Genomic DNA, 15500 nt, shown 5'->3' with positions numbered 1-15500 from the left:
AAAAAGTGCTATAATAAGTACTTATTGGAATATTGTTTTGAGGTGAGCTTTTTGGCTATTCATGTTGTATTATTCGAACCATTAATTCCTGCGAACACAGGGAATATTGCTAGAACTTGTGCAGGGACAGATACGTATCTGCACTTGATTCATCCACTTGGATTTTCATTGGAGGACAAGTACTTAAAACGAGCGGGACTCGACTATTGGGAGCACGTTAAATTGCATCATCATGATTCGTTGGATGCTTTTTTTCAAGCGTATCCTGATGGTGAATTTTATTATATTACGAAATTCGGAGAGCAGACGTATTCTGATTTTGATTATTCAGATGCTGAAAAAGATGTCTTTTTTGTATTTGGGAAAGAGACGAAGGGATTGCCTAGAGAACTGATCGATGCAAATTTAGAAAGATGTTTGCGCATCCCAATGAACGAAAATATTCGCTCATTGAATCTGTCTAATACGGCAGCGATTTTAATTTATGAAGCACTTAGGCAGCAAAATTTCGGAGAGCTAAAGTAAAGAGGAACTAAAAAACGTCCTTGTTTAAGGACGTTTTTGCTTCCATATGTATATGGATTAGTTTTTACCAGGACGGTCGTTATAGCCTGCTGTAAAAATAGCAGTCAGGAAGGCGAGCATCACAAGTAGGATGAGGATAAAGCTCATCTGAACTCCTCCTTTGAAAATAGTCTTATTCTTTCCATATTCTCTCCCCATTATAAATGAAAACGGTTATCGTGTGAATGAATATTTATATGAAAGTTTACAAATTGAGGGGGATATAGGTAAGAGAATGAAGAAAAATGTGTATATGACAGGTTATTTGCCTCTGTTTTCTATAATTCTGTTTAGTTCTGGATTCGCGATTAATCTAGAAAGATTGCTTATAGAAAAACTTACATACTTTGGTGTTTACCAAGGTATGCGCGAATTGTTTGCTGACCATGTGATTCATTTATCAGTGGGCTTTTGCCTGTTTTTATTATTCTTTATGGGATTCGCCGCTTTGAAACTAGTATCTGACACGCTTATGCATTTGAGTATGTTCTTCTTTTCAAAAGATACAGAGGGTGTTTTATTGCGGCAAGGAACAAGCGGGGGATGGTTTTTCTTTTCAGGCGGAATGCTCGCGATTGTGCTAAATCATTCCATTATCATGATGGTGATCGTATTTTTAGCATCCTCATTCATTTACTTTTTTTATTGGCTACTAAAAGTGGGTTCAAGCTTTTCAACTTCGGGAATCATGGGGATGGTGTTTTTGCACTTATTCTTTTGGACAGGTTTTGGCTTGCTGGTCGTCTATACGGTCCTGAGGCTGTATAATGCATTTGTAGTGACGATTACATAGCAGGGCACGATTGTCGGTTCTTGGTTAAATCCAAAGGTTGTTTTCGCATTCAATGTCGTTTTGAAAGCAGTTGACCTCCGTTACAGGATGCTCGCTTTCCGCGGGGCGTGCGGTGAGCCCACTCGTCGCCTTGCGACTCTGAATGGTCTCACCTGTCCCACTAATCCAGCAGGACAAGGAAGGCTACGGGAGCTTTATATCGCACGAAGAAAATGTGAAGTTCATTTTCGAGGAGTCTCGCACCTTACACTCCTATCAACTTTTCAAAGATGCCCCTAAAGCAACAATCTTTTAGAAAAAAGCCTTTAGAAAAGAGACAATCAAAAACAACGTGGATATAATCCGATTTGCCGTTGATAAAATCAAAATTACAGCTCCTGCATAATAACAACCCCTGCCGTGTTCAGCGATCGGCAGGGGTTTCCTTATTTTTGATAGGCTTTCATCATAATATCGCGCCAGATCATTACTTCTGGAGAAGAATTTTCTATGTTTCCTAGACTTCCTGGCTTATCGCGGCCAACCCAAACACCAGCAGTATAACGATCCGTTATGCCGACAAACCAAAGATCTTTTGCATCGTTTGTCGTTCCGGTTTTTCCTCCAATGTACTTCGATCCAGGAAATCGTGCATTCTTTGCAGTTCCTGATCTTGTAACCTCTTCTAGCATAACCCTCATATGTGTATTCGTTTCTTTTTTCCAAACGGAAACAGGAGTCTCTTTCCACTTATAAAGGATGTTACCATTGCTGTCTTTTACAGCCGATATGATTCTTGGTTTTACATAGGTGCCGTTATTGCTGAATGCCGAATAAGCACTTGTAAGTTCGAGAGGAGAGAAGCCGCGCGAAAATCCTCCCAGTGCACTTGCAAGCTGGTGATCTTGTTGAGTGATGCTTGAAAATTGAAAAGGCTCAAGATAACTAAAAGCTTTCTCAACGCCTGTCTTTTTTAACAGTCTTACAGCCGCTGTGTTGACAGATCGGGACATCGCCTTTTTTAATGACATGGAACCGTAAGCAGCTCCGCCGTAATTTTCCGGACAGTATTTGCTTTCACAGATTTTTGCGGCAGAAATAATCGTGCCAGGGTTTGCTCCAAATACATCGATATAAGGCGCATAGACGAGCAGAGGCTTAATGGACGAGCCTGGCTGTAAAAAGCTTTGATAAGCCCGGTTAAACTGTTCGAGTCCATATTCCTTTCCACCTGCAATAGCCACAATCTTTTTCGTTGTATGATCAACGACCACTGCAGCACCTTCCGCATTCGAATAGGGGACCCTTTTTTGAATGGCTGCCATAGCTTCTTTTTGCAGAGCAGGTAGTAAAGAAGTTTCAATGACAACACCGCTATTTAGTAATTCGTTTCTTTTTTTAATCAGTTGTTCTTTGCTTAATCCTTTGTTTTCAGGGGAGGAAGCAATAAGTTCGGTCAATTCATCCTTTACAAATCCTATAACTTCCGGAAATGGGACAAGGCGCTTCGCTGCATGCAGTTTAATCGGTTGTTTAATTGCATTCGTATATTCTTGGTCAGTTATGAATCCTTGTTCTTTCATTTTTAGCAAAATCCATTTCTGCCGTTTTTCAGTGTTTGGAAGATTTGTTAAAGGGTCGTACATTTTAGGATTGTTCGGTATGGCAGCAAGCAGCGCTGTTTCACTTAACGTTAATTCGCTAGAGGGCTTATTAAAGTAAAAGCGGCTTGCTTGTTCAATACCATAAATACCGCAATACCATAAATACCGTTTTGAAAATAGATCGCGTTTATGTATAGTCCTAATATTTGCTCCTTAGTCAGCTGCTGTTCGATTCGATAGGAAATGACGAGTTCTTTCAGTTTTCGGTCGTATGAACGCTCATGTGTCAGGAAGAGATTTCTTGCGAGCTGCTGGGTGATCGTGCTGCCGCCTTGCGCGATAGCACCTTCTGAAGAATTGGTGATAAACGCCCTCGCTATCGCTTTTCCATCAATGCCATGGTGTGTTAAAAAATTTTGATCCTCAGTAGCTATGAAAGCTTGTTTCACATATTGCGGAATCTGCTCATAAGACAGCTCAATTCTGCTTTCATTTCCTTTGAACTCGTATAGAAAGCCGCCATTAGCGTCAACCAGGCGGCTGTTTTGTTCGAGCTTAATACTTTTTGAATCTGCGAGTGAATGAATGGCACGCTGGAAAGGAACATAGTTAGCGAATTCCTTTGATAATCCAGCAAATGAAAAAAATATGATCGTTAAAAAAATGATGATCGTAAGGACACCGAGCTTTTGATTCATGAATGTGTTTCTCCGTTCCAACTTGAAATGTAAACATATTTTATCATGAAAAGAATGGGAGAGATTATCACTTTTCTAAATAAAATCATTATCCAAACAGAATGATTACGGACATCCTCGCATAAAGTAGATTAACACTTGATGGAGCCAATACAATCAAGGAGGTACTCATGGATATTTTATCGAGAATCCAAATGCATCGTGAAGAAGAACAGCGTCTAGCCTGGGAAGGTACCTTCGCTGAATACCTTGAGATTTTACGAGATCGTCCTTTTGTTGCCCAGTCTGCGCATTCAAGAGTATACAACATGATTAAAGATGCTGGCATTTCAGAGAAAAATGGACAAAAGGTCTATCACTTTTTCAGCGATCAAATTTTTGGATTAGAAGAATCAATCGAACGCCTTGTACAAGAGTATTTTCATCCTGCCGCCAAACGCCTTGATGTTCGGAAGCGTATATTGTTGTTGATGGGACCTGTATCGGGTGGTAAATCCACTCTTGTTACGATGCTGAAAAGAGGTTTGGAGCAGTACACGAAAACCCCGGCAGGCGCCGTATATGCGATAAAAGGCTGTCCAATGCATGAAGATCCGCTGCATTTAATTCCGCAGCATTTAAGAAAAGAATTTTATGATGACTATGGAATTCGTGTAGAGGGAAGTTTATCACCGCTGAATACGATGCGTCTGGAACATGAATATGATAACCGGATCGAAGACGTAATCGTACAAAGGATCTTTTTCTCAGAAGACAAAAGGACGGGGATCGGAACCTTCAGTCCGTCTGACCCGAAATCACAGGATATTGCCGATTTAACAGGCAGTATCGACTTTTCTACCATTGCGGAATATGGATCTGAATCAGATCCGCGTGCTTACCGGTTTGATGGGGAACTGAACAAAGCCAACCGTGGAATGATGGAATTCCAGGAAATGCTGAAGTGTGATGAAAAGTTTTTGTGGCACCTTCTCTCATTGACACAGGAAGGAAATTTCAAAGCAGGAAGGTTTGCGCTCATATCAGCTGACGAACTTATTGTCGCTCACACGAACGAATCGGAATACCGGTCGTTTATTTCAAATAAAAAGAACGAAGCATTGCATTCCAGAATCATTGTTATGGGTGTTCCTTATAATCTGCGCGTATCGCAAGAAGAACGTATTTATGCAAAGATGATCAGTGAAAGTGATATGGCACATGTTCATATTGCACCGCATGCTTTGAGAGTAGCAGCCATTTTCTCTGTACTTACAAGACTGAAAGATTCAAAGAAACAAGGAATGGATCTGCTGAAGAAATTAAGGCTGTATGATGGCGAGATTGTTGAAGGTTTTAATCATGTAGATTTGGAAGAATTAAAGAAAGAATTTGCTGATGAAGGAATGTCAGGGATTGATCCGCGTTATGTTATAAACCGAATTTCTTCTGCCATCATACGTAAAGAGTCACCTTCGATTAATGCGCTGGATGTCCTGCGGTCGTTAAAAGATGGGCTGGATCACCACGCATCCATATCGAAGGAAGACAAAGAAAGATTCATTAATTTTATCTCTGTCGCGCGAAAAGAATATGATGACATTGCGAAAAAAGAAGTTCAAAAAGCGTTTGTGTATTCGTACGAAGAGTCTGCTAAAACATTGATGGATAACTACCTTGATAATGTAGAAGCTTATTGCAACAAAAACAAGCTGCGCGATCCGTTAACAGGTGAGGAAATGAGTCCAGATGAAAAGCTGATGAGATCGATTGAAGAGCAAATCGGTATTTCCGAAAATGCTAAAAAAGCATTCCGTGAAGAAATCTTGATTCGAATCTCGGCCTATGCAAGAAAAGGAAAGAAATTTGATTACAATTCACATGAACGATTAAGAGAAGCCATTCAGAAGAAATTATTTGCAGATTTGAAGGATGTTGTTAAGATTACGACATCATCGAAGACGCCGGATGAGTCTCAATTGAAAAAGATTAATGAGGTAATAGCCCGGTTAGTAGATGAGCACGGATATAATACAACGAGTGCCAATGAGTTATTGCGCTATGTAGGCAGTTTGTTAAACCGGTAATAACTGAAAGGCTGATTTCGCAATCTTTGCTGCTCTTGGAAGTGGATGCTTTCCGTTACAGGATGAGATGATAATGGATCACAAAGCAACGATCTTTTAGAAAACAGTCTAATAGAAAAACACACCCTGGACATAGTAATGGTCATTAGGGTGTGTTTTTTTATACCTTTTTCGTTAATACTAAATGAATTACATGTTAAGCTATTATAAATTTTTACATTAAAAACAAATGAGCTTGTATTTTATAAATTAAAAATGGTAAATTGATACTAATAAGCTGATATAAGGGGTGAGCGGTATGAGCTCTGCGCGAAAAGAAAGAAATGGGCTAGTGGATTGGATCAAAGCGATAGGAATTGCACTCATACTTGCTATTATTATAAAAAAGTTCTTGATTGAGCAATATGTTGTTTATGGAGAATCCATGATGCCGACTATTCAAAACGGCAATCGTTTAATCGTGAATAAAATCGTTTACGATATCGGGCAGCCGGATCGATTTGATCTTATTGTGTTTAAAGCGAATCCGAAAGAAGATTACATTAAACGTGTGATTGGACTCCCGGGTGACCATATTGCGTACAAAGATGACAAACTATATATCAATAACAAACCGATAGATGAACCCTATTTGAGGGAATACAAGCAATATGCGGGCACTCGTACATTGACCGGGAATTTTACGCTTGAGGAGATCACCGGGCAGAACAAAGTACCAAAAGGGAAAATTTTTGTTCTGGGAGACAACCGTCTGCACAGTATTGATAGCCGCCATATCGGTTTTGTAGATATGAAGGATATTGTAGGCCAAGCAAACCTGCGTTATTGGCCAGTGGATGAAATGAGAGTCTTTAACGGTTTTAAAACCGAATAAATGGGGAAAATTCTACCTAAGAGGTGAATTCCTATGACAAAAGAAAATAAAGAGCCGAAAAGAAAAAACAGCTCAATGGCATCGACATTCGAAGAAATGAAAGAACACGGAAAAGTGATGGAACATGTATCAACAAATGAAGAAGTGAGAAAAAGCGGGAAAACGAATGACCCAGAACAGCATGATAAAAATGAATATGATAAATAAACAAAAAGCTCTCCTTTTCTATTTTTGAAAAAGAGGGCTTTTTTTATCGCGAAAGTTTAGCAATTCTAGAGAGTACTTGCATAAGATAGAGTAACCAACCCTTTTTTCCTCAAAATAGCGGATTTATAGAAAACAGTATTTGCCCCGGGTTGATCAAGAAAAGGCAGCATTGATTATTGTTGCTCTGGAGGGGATTACTATGAATAAACCAGATAAAAACAATTTCGTTGTCTCTCAGGAAAATTGGTCCCTCCACCGAAAAGGATATCAAGATCATCAACGGCATATGGAAAAGGTGCAGGAAGCGATAAAAAATAACCTGCCGGATTTGATAAGTGAGGAAAATATCATTTTATCCAACGGACGTGATGTTATTAAGATACCAATCCGCTCGATGGATGAATACAAAATCCGATACAACTATGATAAAAACAAACATGTCGGCCAAGGTGACGGAGATAGCCAGGTGGGGGATGTAGTCGCACGAGATGGACGTGCCGGACAAAACGGTGCCGGAAAAGGAAAAGGACCTGCAGGAGATAAACCCGGAGTGGATTATGCAGAAGCTGAGGTTTCCATTTTAGAACTGGAAGAAATGCTTTTTAAAGAACTCGAGCTTCCGAATTTGAAACAAAAAGAACAAGATGAGATCGTGCTGGAGAAAATCGAATTTAACGACGTGCGTAAAAAGGGACTCATGGGCAACGTCGATAAAAAGAGAACGATTTTAACTGCGTTCAAAAGAAATGCACTCATCGGTAAGCCTAGTGTTGCACCGATCATGAATGACGATCTTCGTTTTAAAACGTGGAATGAAGTCATTAAGCCCGAATCTAAAGCCGTCGTATTAGCGATGATGGATACATCAGGATCCATGGGAATTTGGGAAAAGTATATGGCTCGCAGCTTCTTTTTCTGGATGACTCGTTTCCTAAGATCTAAGTATGAGAAGGTGGAGATAGAGTTCATTGCCCACCATACAGAAGCAAAAGTCGTTACAGAAGAGGATTTTTTCAACAAGGGAGAAAGCGGGGGGACAATTTGTTCATCTGCTTATCGTAAAGCACTGGAATTGATTGAAACAAAATATTCTTCAAGCCGGTACAACATCTATCCTTTCCACTTTTCCGATGGTGATAACTTAACAAGTGATAATGCACGCTGTGTGAAACTTGTGCAGGAGATAATGGAGCATTCGAACATGTTCGGCTATGGCGAAGTAAATGCTTATAATCGGCACTCAACCTTAATGAGTGTTTACAAAAATATGGATAATCCGAAATTTAATTATTATATCCTAAAAGAAAAAGCAGATGTTTATCACGCGATGAAGAGCTTTTTTAAGAAGAATGAAATCATGCTATAATGCATATCTGACCGCTATCCATGTATTGGATGGCGGTTTTTGTTGTTGAAATAGAAAGAATTACATATAACTAAGGATAAGTTTTTTTGGACGAAAAAGATGGTAAATAAGGGGTGTGAAAATTGAAGCAATATAACAAATCAGCGGCATTATTTTTTAGTTTTTTGCTTGTATTCATGTTATTTTCGGGGAAAACCGTACATGCCGACTGGTTTGATCCATTAACCATTCACTTTTTAGACGTCGGACAAGCAGATTGTATACTCGTTCAAGCTCCAAATGGGCAAACCATGCTAATTGATGGCGGAGATGAAAACGATGCTGATAAAATTATTACTTACTTGAAAAAGGTTGGGATTACTCAACTCGATATTGTAATAGCCACACATCCTCACCATGATCATATCGGTTCATTAGATGATGTCATACGAGCTTTTCCTGTCAGTGTTCTTTATATGCCCAATCTTCCATATGATACGAAATATTATCACGACCTGTTTCGGGTAATCAATGAAAAACAAATTCCAGTTGATCGAGCGAAAGCTGGTGTTCGTTTTAGGATGGGATTTTCGGTAAAAGTGGAAATGCTGGCGCCAAAAGGTTCTTACTACAAACATATCAATGACTACTCTGCTGTTATTATGATCAAGCATGCGAAAAAGAAGTTTTTATTGATGGCTGATGCGGGTGCTGAAGAGGAAAAGGAGATCCTCAGCCGAGGCGGTGTAAAAGCGGATGTTATTAAAATAGGACATCACGGGGCGAATACAGGAACAACACTGGACTTTTTAAAAAAGGTGAAAGCAAAAACCGCTGTTATTTCGGTCGGCAGAAACAATCCTTATCAATTTCCTTCAAGAGAAGTCATGTACAGATTAAATAATAGAAAAATGACGATATACAGAACAGACCAATTAGGAGCAATTATTGCCACGAGCAACGGGAAAAAGGTGATGTTCAAAACGAGTCCGATCCATTAAAAATCAGTGGCGACCCAGAGCGAATATGACAAGTTTTGTCGGCTCGCGAGTATATCCGGATTTTCGTGAGTTTATTGAAAAATCCGTGAGAATATTATAAGAATCCGTGAGATTATCAAAAAATCTGCGAGATAAACCACATATTATGTCTTCGGTAGACCTGTTTTCTTGCGTCATTCTTAAAAATTTTAGAAGATAGAGTAAAAGCCAGCCCAAAAGGATGATAATCATTGATAAAAGCACTTGTTTTTGATTTCGATGGCACGATATTAGATACAGAATCTCAACACTATAACGCCTTGCAGGAAATATTTAAAGAACATGGAGCCGATTTGCCGATCGAAGTATGGGGTGAAGGCATCGGTACCCATTCTGGATTTAATCCTTACGAATATTTAGAGAAGCAGATCCAAAAAAAGCTCGACCATGAAGAGTTGAAAGAAAAACGAACGAAACGGGTATTGGAATTAATCGGCGAACAAAAGCCGCTGCCGGGAATTGAAAATTACTTAAAAGCTGCTAAGGAAGCCCATTTGAAAATTGGGCTTGCATCGAGTTCCAGCCGAGCGTGGGTAACAGAACATTTAGGACGAACTGGACTTATGGATTATTTTGAAGTGATAAAAACGGCAGATGATGTGGAAAAGGTTAAACCGGATCCTGCACTTTATATACAAGCCGTGGAGGCACTGGGCGTGAAGCCAGATGAAGCGATTGCTTTTGAAGATTCGTTAAACGGCTCTCTTGCTGCAAAAAAAGCGGGACTTTTTTGTGTGGCCATACCTAACCCCGTAACCAAACACATGGTTTTTGATGAAGTAGATCACAAAATGGAATCCATTGCAGAGCTCGAACTATCCAATCTTATTAAAATGATTGAAAACAACCATTAAAAGATGGTTAAAGTATTAGGGCTAAACCATATTACGATCAAAGTTTCAGATATAAATACAGCCTATCTGTTTTATCAACATATTTTAGGTGCAAAACTCGTCCACAAAGGGAATACAGATATATATCTTGATGTAGGCGGAGTCTGGTTGTGTTTAATAGAAATAAAAAATGCAAAACCTATTCAAAAAGAACAAATCGGAGTAGACCATTTTGCTTTTACAGTGAGCGAAGAAAGCTTTCATAAGGCTGTTGAATCACTGAGTGAAAAACAAGTGACCATCATTAGAGGACCTATTGTGCGAGGAGGGGGATGGACAGTAAGCTTTACTGATCCTGATGGAAATGAACTGGAATTCTACACAGGTTCATTGTACGAACGTATGAAAAACTGGTCGTAAAAAAACAGCAGCTTAAAGGTTAGAGGAGTGGATAAGATGAGCAATGAAATCGATGTATCCAAATTTGAGAAAAAGATAGAATTAAGAAATATTGAGTTTCAAGATTTAGATGAAATTTTAGCACTTCAAAAGATTTGCTTTCCCAATAATATGGAGCCTTGGACTAGAGAGCAGCTAGAAAGCCATTTAAGAATTTTTCCTGAAGGGCAATTCTGTGTTACATATGAAGGGGAGATTGTAGGCAGCTGCTCCAGCTTAATGGTGAATTTTGATGAGTATGATGATAAACATACATGGGATGAAATTACGGACAAAGGCTATATCACAAACCATGACCCAGAAGGATTTAATCTGTATGGAATTGAAGTGATGGTTCACCCTGAGTTTCGGAGGATGAAAATCGGCGCCAGATTATATGAAGCAAGGAAAGAACTAGCTGAGCAAAAAAATCTTAAAAGTATCATTCTCGGGGGACGAATTCCAAACTATCATAAATATGAAAATGAGATGACACCGCGAGAATATGTTAAGGAAGTTATCCAGCATAATATTTATGACCCTGTCTTAACCTTTCAATTAATGAATGGTTTCACTGTTATGCGATTAAACAAGAGCTATCTTCCTGATGACAAACAATCAAAAGCCTACGCTACTTTAATGGAATGGAACAACGTTGATTTCATTCCGAACAAAACAAAGAAATACTTTAAAACGAGTGAGCCTGTTCGAATTACAGCAATTCAATACATGATGAAAACCATCGATTCATTTGAGGATTTTGCAACACAAGTAGAGTATTATACAGATGTTGCTTCAGATCAAGGATCAGATTTTGCTGTGTTCCCAGAGCTTCTTACTACACAGCTTCTATCTTTTTGCGAGGAGAAGAGTCCGAGTTCTGCGATTAGAAGGCTGACAGAATTTACGGAGCAATATATTGAGCTGTTTACAAATCTTGCGGTCAGATACAACGTAAATATTATCGGAGGCTCACACTTTGTTGAAGAAGATGGAGATATTTACAATGTAGCTTACTTATTCCGAAGAGACGGTACGATTGATAAGCAATACAAACTGCACATCACGCCGAACGAACGTAAATGGTGGGGAATCAGCCCTGGAGACCAAATTCAAGTATTTGATACAGACTGTGGAAAGATTGCTATTCTTATCTGTTATGACATTGAATTCCCAGAGTTATCCCGCATTGTTACGGATCAAGGTGCAAAAATTATCTTTACTCCTTTCTGTACGGAAGATCGCCAAGGGTATTTAAGAGTACGTTATTGTTCTCAAGCGCGTGCAATTGAAAATGAGATATATACGGCAATTGCAGGTACAGTAGGAAACCTTTCACAAGTTGAAAACATGGATATCCAATATGCCCAGTCCGGTATTTTCACACCATCTGATTTTGCATTTCCTCGTGATGGAATTGTCGGGGAATGTCACCCGAATATAGAAACCGTTGTTGTTGGTGACGTAGACTTAGAAATCTTAAGAAGACAGCGGAAAACAGGAAGTGTAACCTTACTTCGTGATCGACGATTAGATTTATATTCTGTTGTTCAAAAAGACAAAAGCAAATAAATATCCAAAATGCGGTTAGCAAATATGCTGCCGCATTTTCTCTATTTCTCGGGAAATATCTCGAACAGTGTCATATATGTGATTAAATTCCAATAAGAGGTATTCATTTTATTGGGAAAACGGTATAATAAATGCCGTAATTAAAAGATAAAGCAGGAAATAGTCGAGAAAAACCGAAATTACACTAAACGAATTTTTTACAACAATGATGAGGGAGGCAGTAAGATGTCCTGGCAACAAACATACGAAAAGTGGATTCAACACGAAGGATTAGAGAAATCATTAAAAACTGCATTAGAAGAAATGAAGGATAACGGGACAGCACTTGAAGACTGCTTTTATAAGAATCTAGAGTTTGGTACTGGCGGAATGCGCGGAGAAATCGGTCCTGGTACAAACAGGATGAACACATACACAGTTCGCAAGGCTTCTTTAGGGTTAGCGAATTTCATTATCGAACAAGGAGAAAAAGCTCAAAAGCGCGGAGTAGTAATCGCTTATGATTCAAGACATTATTCACCTGAATTTGCGATGGAAGCGGCTAAGACGTTAGCTTCCAATGGTGTTCAGGCATATGTGTTTGAAAGTCTAAGACCAACTCCAGAGCTATCATTTGCAGTTAGGTATTTAAAAGCGTATTGCGGAATCGTGATAACAGCAAGTCATAATCCTCCTGAATACAACGGTTATAAAGTATATGGGCCAGATGGCGGGCAGCTTCCTCCTAAAGAAGCTGATATAGTTATTGATAAAGTCAATGCTGTTGAAGATGAGCTGTCACTCGCAGTCAAAGAGGAAGCAGAATTAAAAGAATCAGGCATGATTAAAGTAGTCGGTGATGAAATTGATGAAGCATATATGGAACAACTGGCTAAAATCAGCTTGAACCGTGATGCCGTTCAAGATATGCATGATTTAAGCATCGTGTTTACTCCACTTCATGGTACAGCCAACATTCCAGTCCGTGAAGGATTAAAAAGACTTGGCTTTACAAACGTGACAATCGTTAAAGAGCAAGAACTTCCTGATGCGAATTTTTCAACGGTTAAGTCTCCTAATCCAGAAGAACATGCTGCATTTGAACTTGCTATTGAATATGGGAAGAAAGCAGACGCAGAAATATTAATGGCTACTGATCCTGATGCTGACCGTGTAGGAATCGCCGTGAAAAATAATGCTGGTGAATATGAAATTTTGACAGGAAACCAAACCGGAGCCCTAATGATTGAATATATTCTTTCACAACGAGAAGAAAAGGGCAGCCTAAGTTCAAATGGCATTGTTTTTAAAACAATTGTTACATCAGAATTAGGACGTGTAATTGCAGAATCATATGGCCAAACAGTTGAAGATACACTAACTGGATTTAAATTCATCGGTGAAAAAATTAAAGAATATGAAAAGAGCGGAACACATTCCTTTGTATTCGGATATGAAGAAAGCTATGGATCATTAATCGGTGACTTTGTACGTGATAAAGATGCCGTTCAAGCCTGTTTAATGGCTGCTGAGATGGCTGCTTATTATAAGAAAAATGGTAAAACGCTATATGAAGCCCTAACAGATGTTTATGAAAAACATGGCTATTATAAAGAAGGCCTTGAATCTTTAACACTAAAAGGCAAGTCAGGTGCAGAACAAATAGAGAATTTGCTTGCGGGCTTTAGAGCGGATATGCCTCAAGAAATAAACGGACAAAAGCTAACGGTTACTGAAGATTACCAAGCTAGCAGCCGTCATTATACTGAAGAAGATACGATTGAAGATATTACACTTCCAAAATCCAACGTATTAAAATATAAGCTTGCGGATGGTTCTTGGTTCTGTGTAAGACCTTCTGGAACAGAGCCGAAAGTGAAATTTTATTTCGGAGTAAAAGCTGAATCTAATGATAAAGCAGATAATGCTTTAGCTGATCTTAAACAAGCTGTTATGGATCTGGTTCATGAAAGAATGCAAAAAGTGGCACAATAAGTATAAATGGGCTGTGGTGATAGAACTGCAGCCTTTTTCTTTACTTGTTTGACATGTAAGCTGGATTCCTGTAATATACCCCTATAGGTATTGAAAGCGAGGAGGTGCTGATTTGGAGTACACACAAGAAATGAAAAACCGCTTAAAAAGAATTGAGGGTCAAATTCGTGGTGTTCTGCGTATGTTAGAGGAAGAAAAGGATTGTAAAGATGTTATTACACAGCTTTCTGCTTCTCGTACCGCAATTGACCGTACCATTGGATTGATTGTCGGCACTAACTTGGAACAATGTTTGCGTGATCAAATGGAAAAAGGCGATAATCTGAACTCTGATCTTGTTAAAGAAGCTGTCCAGCTTCTAGTGAAAAGCCGCTAATATCTGTCAAAAGTAATGACTGTTGACAGATTATCTTTTATGTTTTAATATACCCCTATGGGTATTTTGGTTAATTAATATAAACAAAATCTTTTATATGAAAAAGCTTAGTGTTAGAAGTCGTATAGGATTATGTTAAAAATTTTAGGAATTAATATACCTATACGGGTATGAGTATATAAAAACTTTGTTACTTTAAAAAGGAGATGTTTATTATGTCATTCCCAACAATTGAACCAAAAGAAGTAGAAGATTTACTGAAAAACAACCACTCGTTAAACTTTATTGACGTACGTGAAAATGATGAAGTGGTACATGGGATGATTCCAGGTGCAAAGCATATTCCGCTTGGAGAAATTCCAAACCGATTAAATGAATTAAATCATTCAAAAGAATACATCATGGTTTGCAGATCCGGTAAAAGAAGTGAAAAAGCATGTGGGTTCTTATCCGATAACAATTTCAAAGTTAAGAATATGACTGGCGGAATGATGAATTGGGAAGGTCAAACAAAATAAAACAGAAGGTATGGAGGGTTTTATTAAATGAGTATTAAAGTAGATCAAGTTTTAGATTGTAAAGGATTGTCATGTCCGATGCCGATAGTAAAAACGAAGAAAGCAATCGATCAGCTTGAAGCAGGTCAAGTAATTGAAGTTCAGGCAACAGATAAAGGTTCATTGGCTGATATTCAAGGATGGGCTAGAAACACGGGAAATCAATATTTAGGTACAAAAGAAGAGGGAGATGTTCTTAAGCACTATTTAAGAAAATCTAACCCTGGTGAAGTAAAAGAAGCAGCTAAGTTTGAGCACACGATTCAAAACGATGAGTTAGAAAAAGTTTTAGCTGAGAATAAAGATGATTTGATTCTGCTTGATGTGAGAGAACCTGCAGAATATGAGTTCAAACATATACCTGGGGCAGTATCTATTCCTCTAGGTGAACTTGAAAATAAGTTAGATACACTTGATAAAAGTAAAGAAATTCACGTTATTTGCCGCACAGGCAGCAGAAGTGATATGGCCGCACAACTCTTAGCGGAAAAAGGTTTTGAGCGTGTGAAAAACGTTTTACCTGGAATGTCTGAATGGTCTGGACCTGTAAATTCTCAGTAAAAAAATTTTAAATAAGAAT

The 15500-nt window shown here is 38.7% G+C and carries 16 protein-coding genes and 1 pseudogene; 14 read left to right on the top strand and 3 right to left on the bottom strand.

The features are described from left to right. Window positions 1-51 precede the first annotated feature (51 nt). Window positions 52-525 (top strand): tRNA (uridine(34)/cytosine(34)/5-carboxymethylaminomethyluridine(34)-2'-O)-methyltransferase TrmL, encoded by a 474-nt coding sequence (gene trmL, locus J2X07_RS18205; protein ID WP_310262114.1) that lies wholly within the window; start codon window positions 52-54, stop codon window positions 523-525. Between the two features lie 274 nt (window positions 526-799). Beyond that, window positions 800-1357 (top strand): DUF5366 family protein, encoded by a 558-nt coding sequence (locus J2X07_RS18200; RefSeq protein WP_310262111.1) that lies wholly within the window; start codon window positions 800-802, stop codon window positions 1355-1357. 425 nt (window positions 1358-1782) lie between these two features. Here the strand turns inward: J2X07_RS18200 and J2X07_RS18195 are convergent, their stop codons facing one another. From J2X07_RS18195 to J2X07_RS18190, 3 genes and pseudogenes are all read right to left on the bottom strand, one after another. Beyond that, window positions 1783-2919: a transglycosylase domain-containing protein gene (locus J2X07_RS18195; RefSeq protein WP_310262107.1), complete on the bottom strand. Its 1137-nt coding sequence runs from the start codon at window positions 2917-2919 to the stop codon at window positions 1783-1785. 54 nt (window positions 2920-2973) lie between these two features. Further along, a pseudogene (locus J2X07_RS20005) lies at window positions 2974-3078 on the bottom strand (transglycosylase domain-containing protein); the annotation flags it as partial. Then, a complete protein-coding gene (locus J2X07_RS18190) occupies window positions 3030-3638 on the bottom strand; it encodes a biosynthetic peptidoglycan transglycosylase (protein ID WP_310262105.1) in 609 nt (202 codons plus the stop codon). The pseudogene J2X07_RS20005 and the gene J2X07_RS18190, both read right to left, overlap by 49 nt. A 170-nt stretch (window positions 3639-3808) precedes the next feature. Between J2X07_RS18190 and J2X07_RS18185 the strand changes: the two genes are divergently transcribed. The 12 genes from J2X07_RS18185 (at window position 3809) to J2X07_RS18130 (ending at window position 15481) form a co-directional block, all read left to right on the top strand. Continuing rightward, window positions 3809-5704 (top strand): PrkA family serine protein kinase, encoded by a 1896-nt coding sequence (locus J2X07_RS18185; protein WP_310262102.1) that lies wholly within the window; start codon window positions 3809-3811, stop codon window positions 5702-5704. Window positions 5705-6002: 298 nt separating this feature from the next. Beyond that, entirely contained in the window at window positions 6003-6578 is a 576-nt protein-coding gene (gene lepB, locus J2X07_RS18180; protein WP_310262099.1) for a signal peptidase I, read from the top strand. A 33-nt stretch (window positions 6579-6611) separates the two neighbouring features. Further along, window positions 6612-6785, top strand: a complete 174-nt coding sequence (locus J2X07_RS18175) for a hypothetical protein (RefSeq protein WP_310262098.1) — start codon at window positions 6612-6614, stop codon at window positions 6783-6785. A 199-nt stretch (window positions 6786-6984) separates the two neighbouring features. Next, complete coding sequence (gene yhbH, locus J2X07_RS18170) at window positions 6985-8151, top strand: sporulation protein YhbH (RefSeq protein ID WP_310262095.1); 1167 nt, start codon at window positions 6985-6987, stop codon at window positions 8149-8151. Between the two features lie 122 nt (window positions 8152-8273). Next, window positions 8274-9131 (top strand): ComEC/Rec2 family competence protein, encoded by an 858-nt coding sequence (locus J2X07_RS18165; RefSeq protein WP_310262092.1) that lies wholly within the window; start codon window positions 8274-8276, stop codon window positions 9129-9131. Between the two features lie 230 nt (window positions 9132-9361). Next, entirely contained in the window at window positions 9362-10024 is a 663-nt protein-coding gene (locus J2X07_RS18160) for an HAD family hydrolase (RefSeq protein ID WP_310262089.1), read from the top strand. Window positions 10025-10027: 3 nt separating this feature from the next. Then, window positions 10028-10423, top strand: coding sequence for a VOC family protein (locus J2X07_RS18155; RefSeq protein WP_310262088.1), 396 nt, complete (start codon window positions 10028-10030; stop codon window positions 10421-10423). A gap of 36 nt (window positions 10424-10459) precedes the next feature. Further along, on the top strand, window positions 10460-12013 hold the full coding sequence (locus J2X07_RS18150; RefSeq protein WP_310262086.1) for a GNAT family N-acetyltransferase: 1554 nt from the start codon (window positions 10460-10462) through the stop codon (window positions 12011-12013). Between the two features lie 225 nt (window positions 12014-12238). Next, window positions 12239-13987, top strand: coding sequence for a phospho-sugar mutase (locus tag J2X07_RS18145; RefSeq protein ID WP_310262085.1), 1749 nt, complete (start codon window positions 12239-12241; stop codon window positions 13985-13987). A 112-nt stretch (window positions 13988-14099) separates the two neighbouring features. Continuing rightward, window positions 14100-14363, top strand: a complete 264-nt coding sequence (locus J2X07_RS18140; protein WP_310262083.1) for a metal-sensitive transcriptional regulator — start codon at window positions 14100-14102, stop codon at window positions 14361-14363. 215 nt (window positions 14364-14578) lie between these two features. Continuing rightward, on the top strand, window positions 14579-14881 hold the full coding sequence (locus tag J2X07_RS18135; protein WP_310262081.1) for a rhodanese-like domain-containing protein: 303 nt from the start codon (window positions 14579-14581) through the stop codon (window positions 14879-14881). Window positions 14882-14908: 27 nt separating this feature from the next. Beyond that, a complete protein-coding gene (locus J2X07_RS18130) occupies window positions 14909-15481 on the top strand; it encodes a sulfurtransferase TusA family protein (protein WP_310262077.1) in 573 nt (190 codons plus the stop codon). Window positions 15482-15500: the final 19 nt, after the last annotated feature.

Origin of the sequence: Fictibacillus barbaricus, assembly GCF_031457135.1 — a bacterium.
Taxonomy (GTDB): Bacteria; Bacillota; Bacilli; order Bacillales; family Fictibacillaceae; genus Fictibacillus; species Fictibacillus barbaricus_A.
This window is presented reverse-complemented; position numbering and strand designations above follow the sequence as displayed.

Bases quoted from the DNA above. Each gene is read 5' to 3' on its own strand.
- J2X07_RS18145 (WP_310262085.1), top strand. From the start codon at position 12,239: ATGTCCTGGCAACAAACATACGAAAAGTGGATTCAACACGAAGGATTA.
- J2X07_RS18190 (WP_310262105.1), bottom strand. From the start codon at position 3,638: ATGAATCAAAAGCTCGGTGTCCTTACGATCATCATTTTTTTAACGATC.
- J2X07_RS18150 (WP_310262086.1), top strand. From the start codon at position 10,460: ATGAGCAATGAAATCGATGTATCCAAATTTGAGAAAAAGATAGAATTA.
- J2X07_RS18200 (WP_310262111.1), top strand. From the start codon at position 800: ATGAAGAAAAATGTGTATATGACAGGTTATTTGCCTCTGTTTTCTATA.
- yhbH (WP_310262095.1), top strand. From the start codon at position 6,985: ATGAATAAACCAGATAAAAACAATTTCGTTGTCTCTCAGGAAAATTGG.
- J2X07_RS18175 (WP_310262098.1), top strand. From the start codon at position 6,612: ATGACAAAAGAAAATAAAGAGCCGAAAAGAAAAAACAGCTCAATGGCA.
- J2X07_RS18130 (WP_310262077.1), top strand. From the start codon at position 14,909: ATGAGTATTAAAGTAGATCAAGTTTTAGATTGTAAAGGATTGTCATGT.
- J2X07_RS18135 (WP_310262081.1), top strand. From the start codon at position 14,579: ATGTCATTCCCAACAATTGAACCAAAAGAAGTAGAAGATTTACTGAAA.
- J2X07_RS18195 (WP_310262107.1), bottom strand. From the start codon at position 2,919: ATGAAAGAACAAGGATTCATAACTGACCAAGAATATACGAATGCAATT.
- lepB (WP_310262099.1), top strand. From the start codon at position 6,003: ATGAGCTCTGCGCGAAAAGAAAGAAATGGGCTAGTGGATTGGATCAAA.
- J2X07_RS18155 (WP_310262088.1), top strand. From the start codon at position 10,028: ATGGTTAAAGTATTAGGGCTAAACCATATTACGATCAAAGTTTCAGAT.
- J2X07_RS18185 (WP_310262102.1), top strand. From the start codon at position 3,809: ATGGATATTTTATCGAGAATCCAAATGCATCGTGAAGAAGAACAGCGT.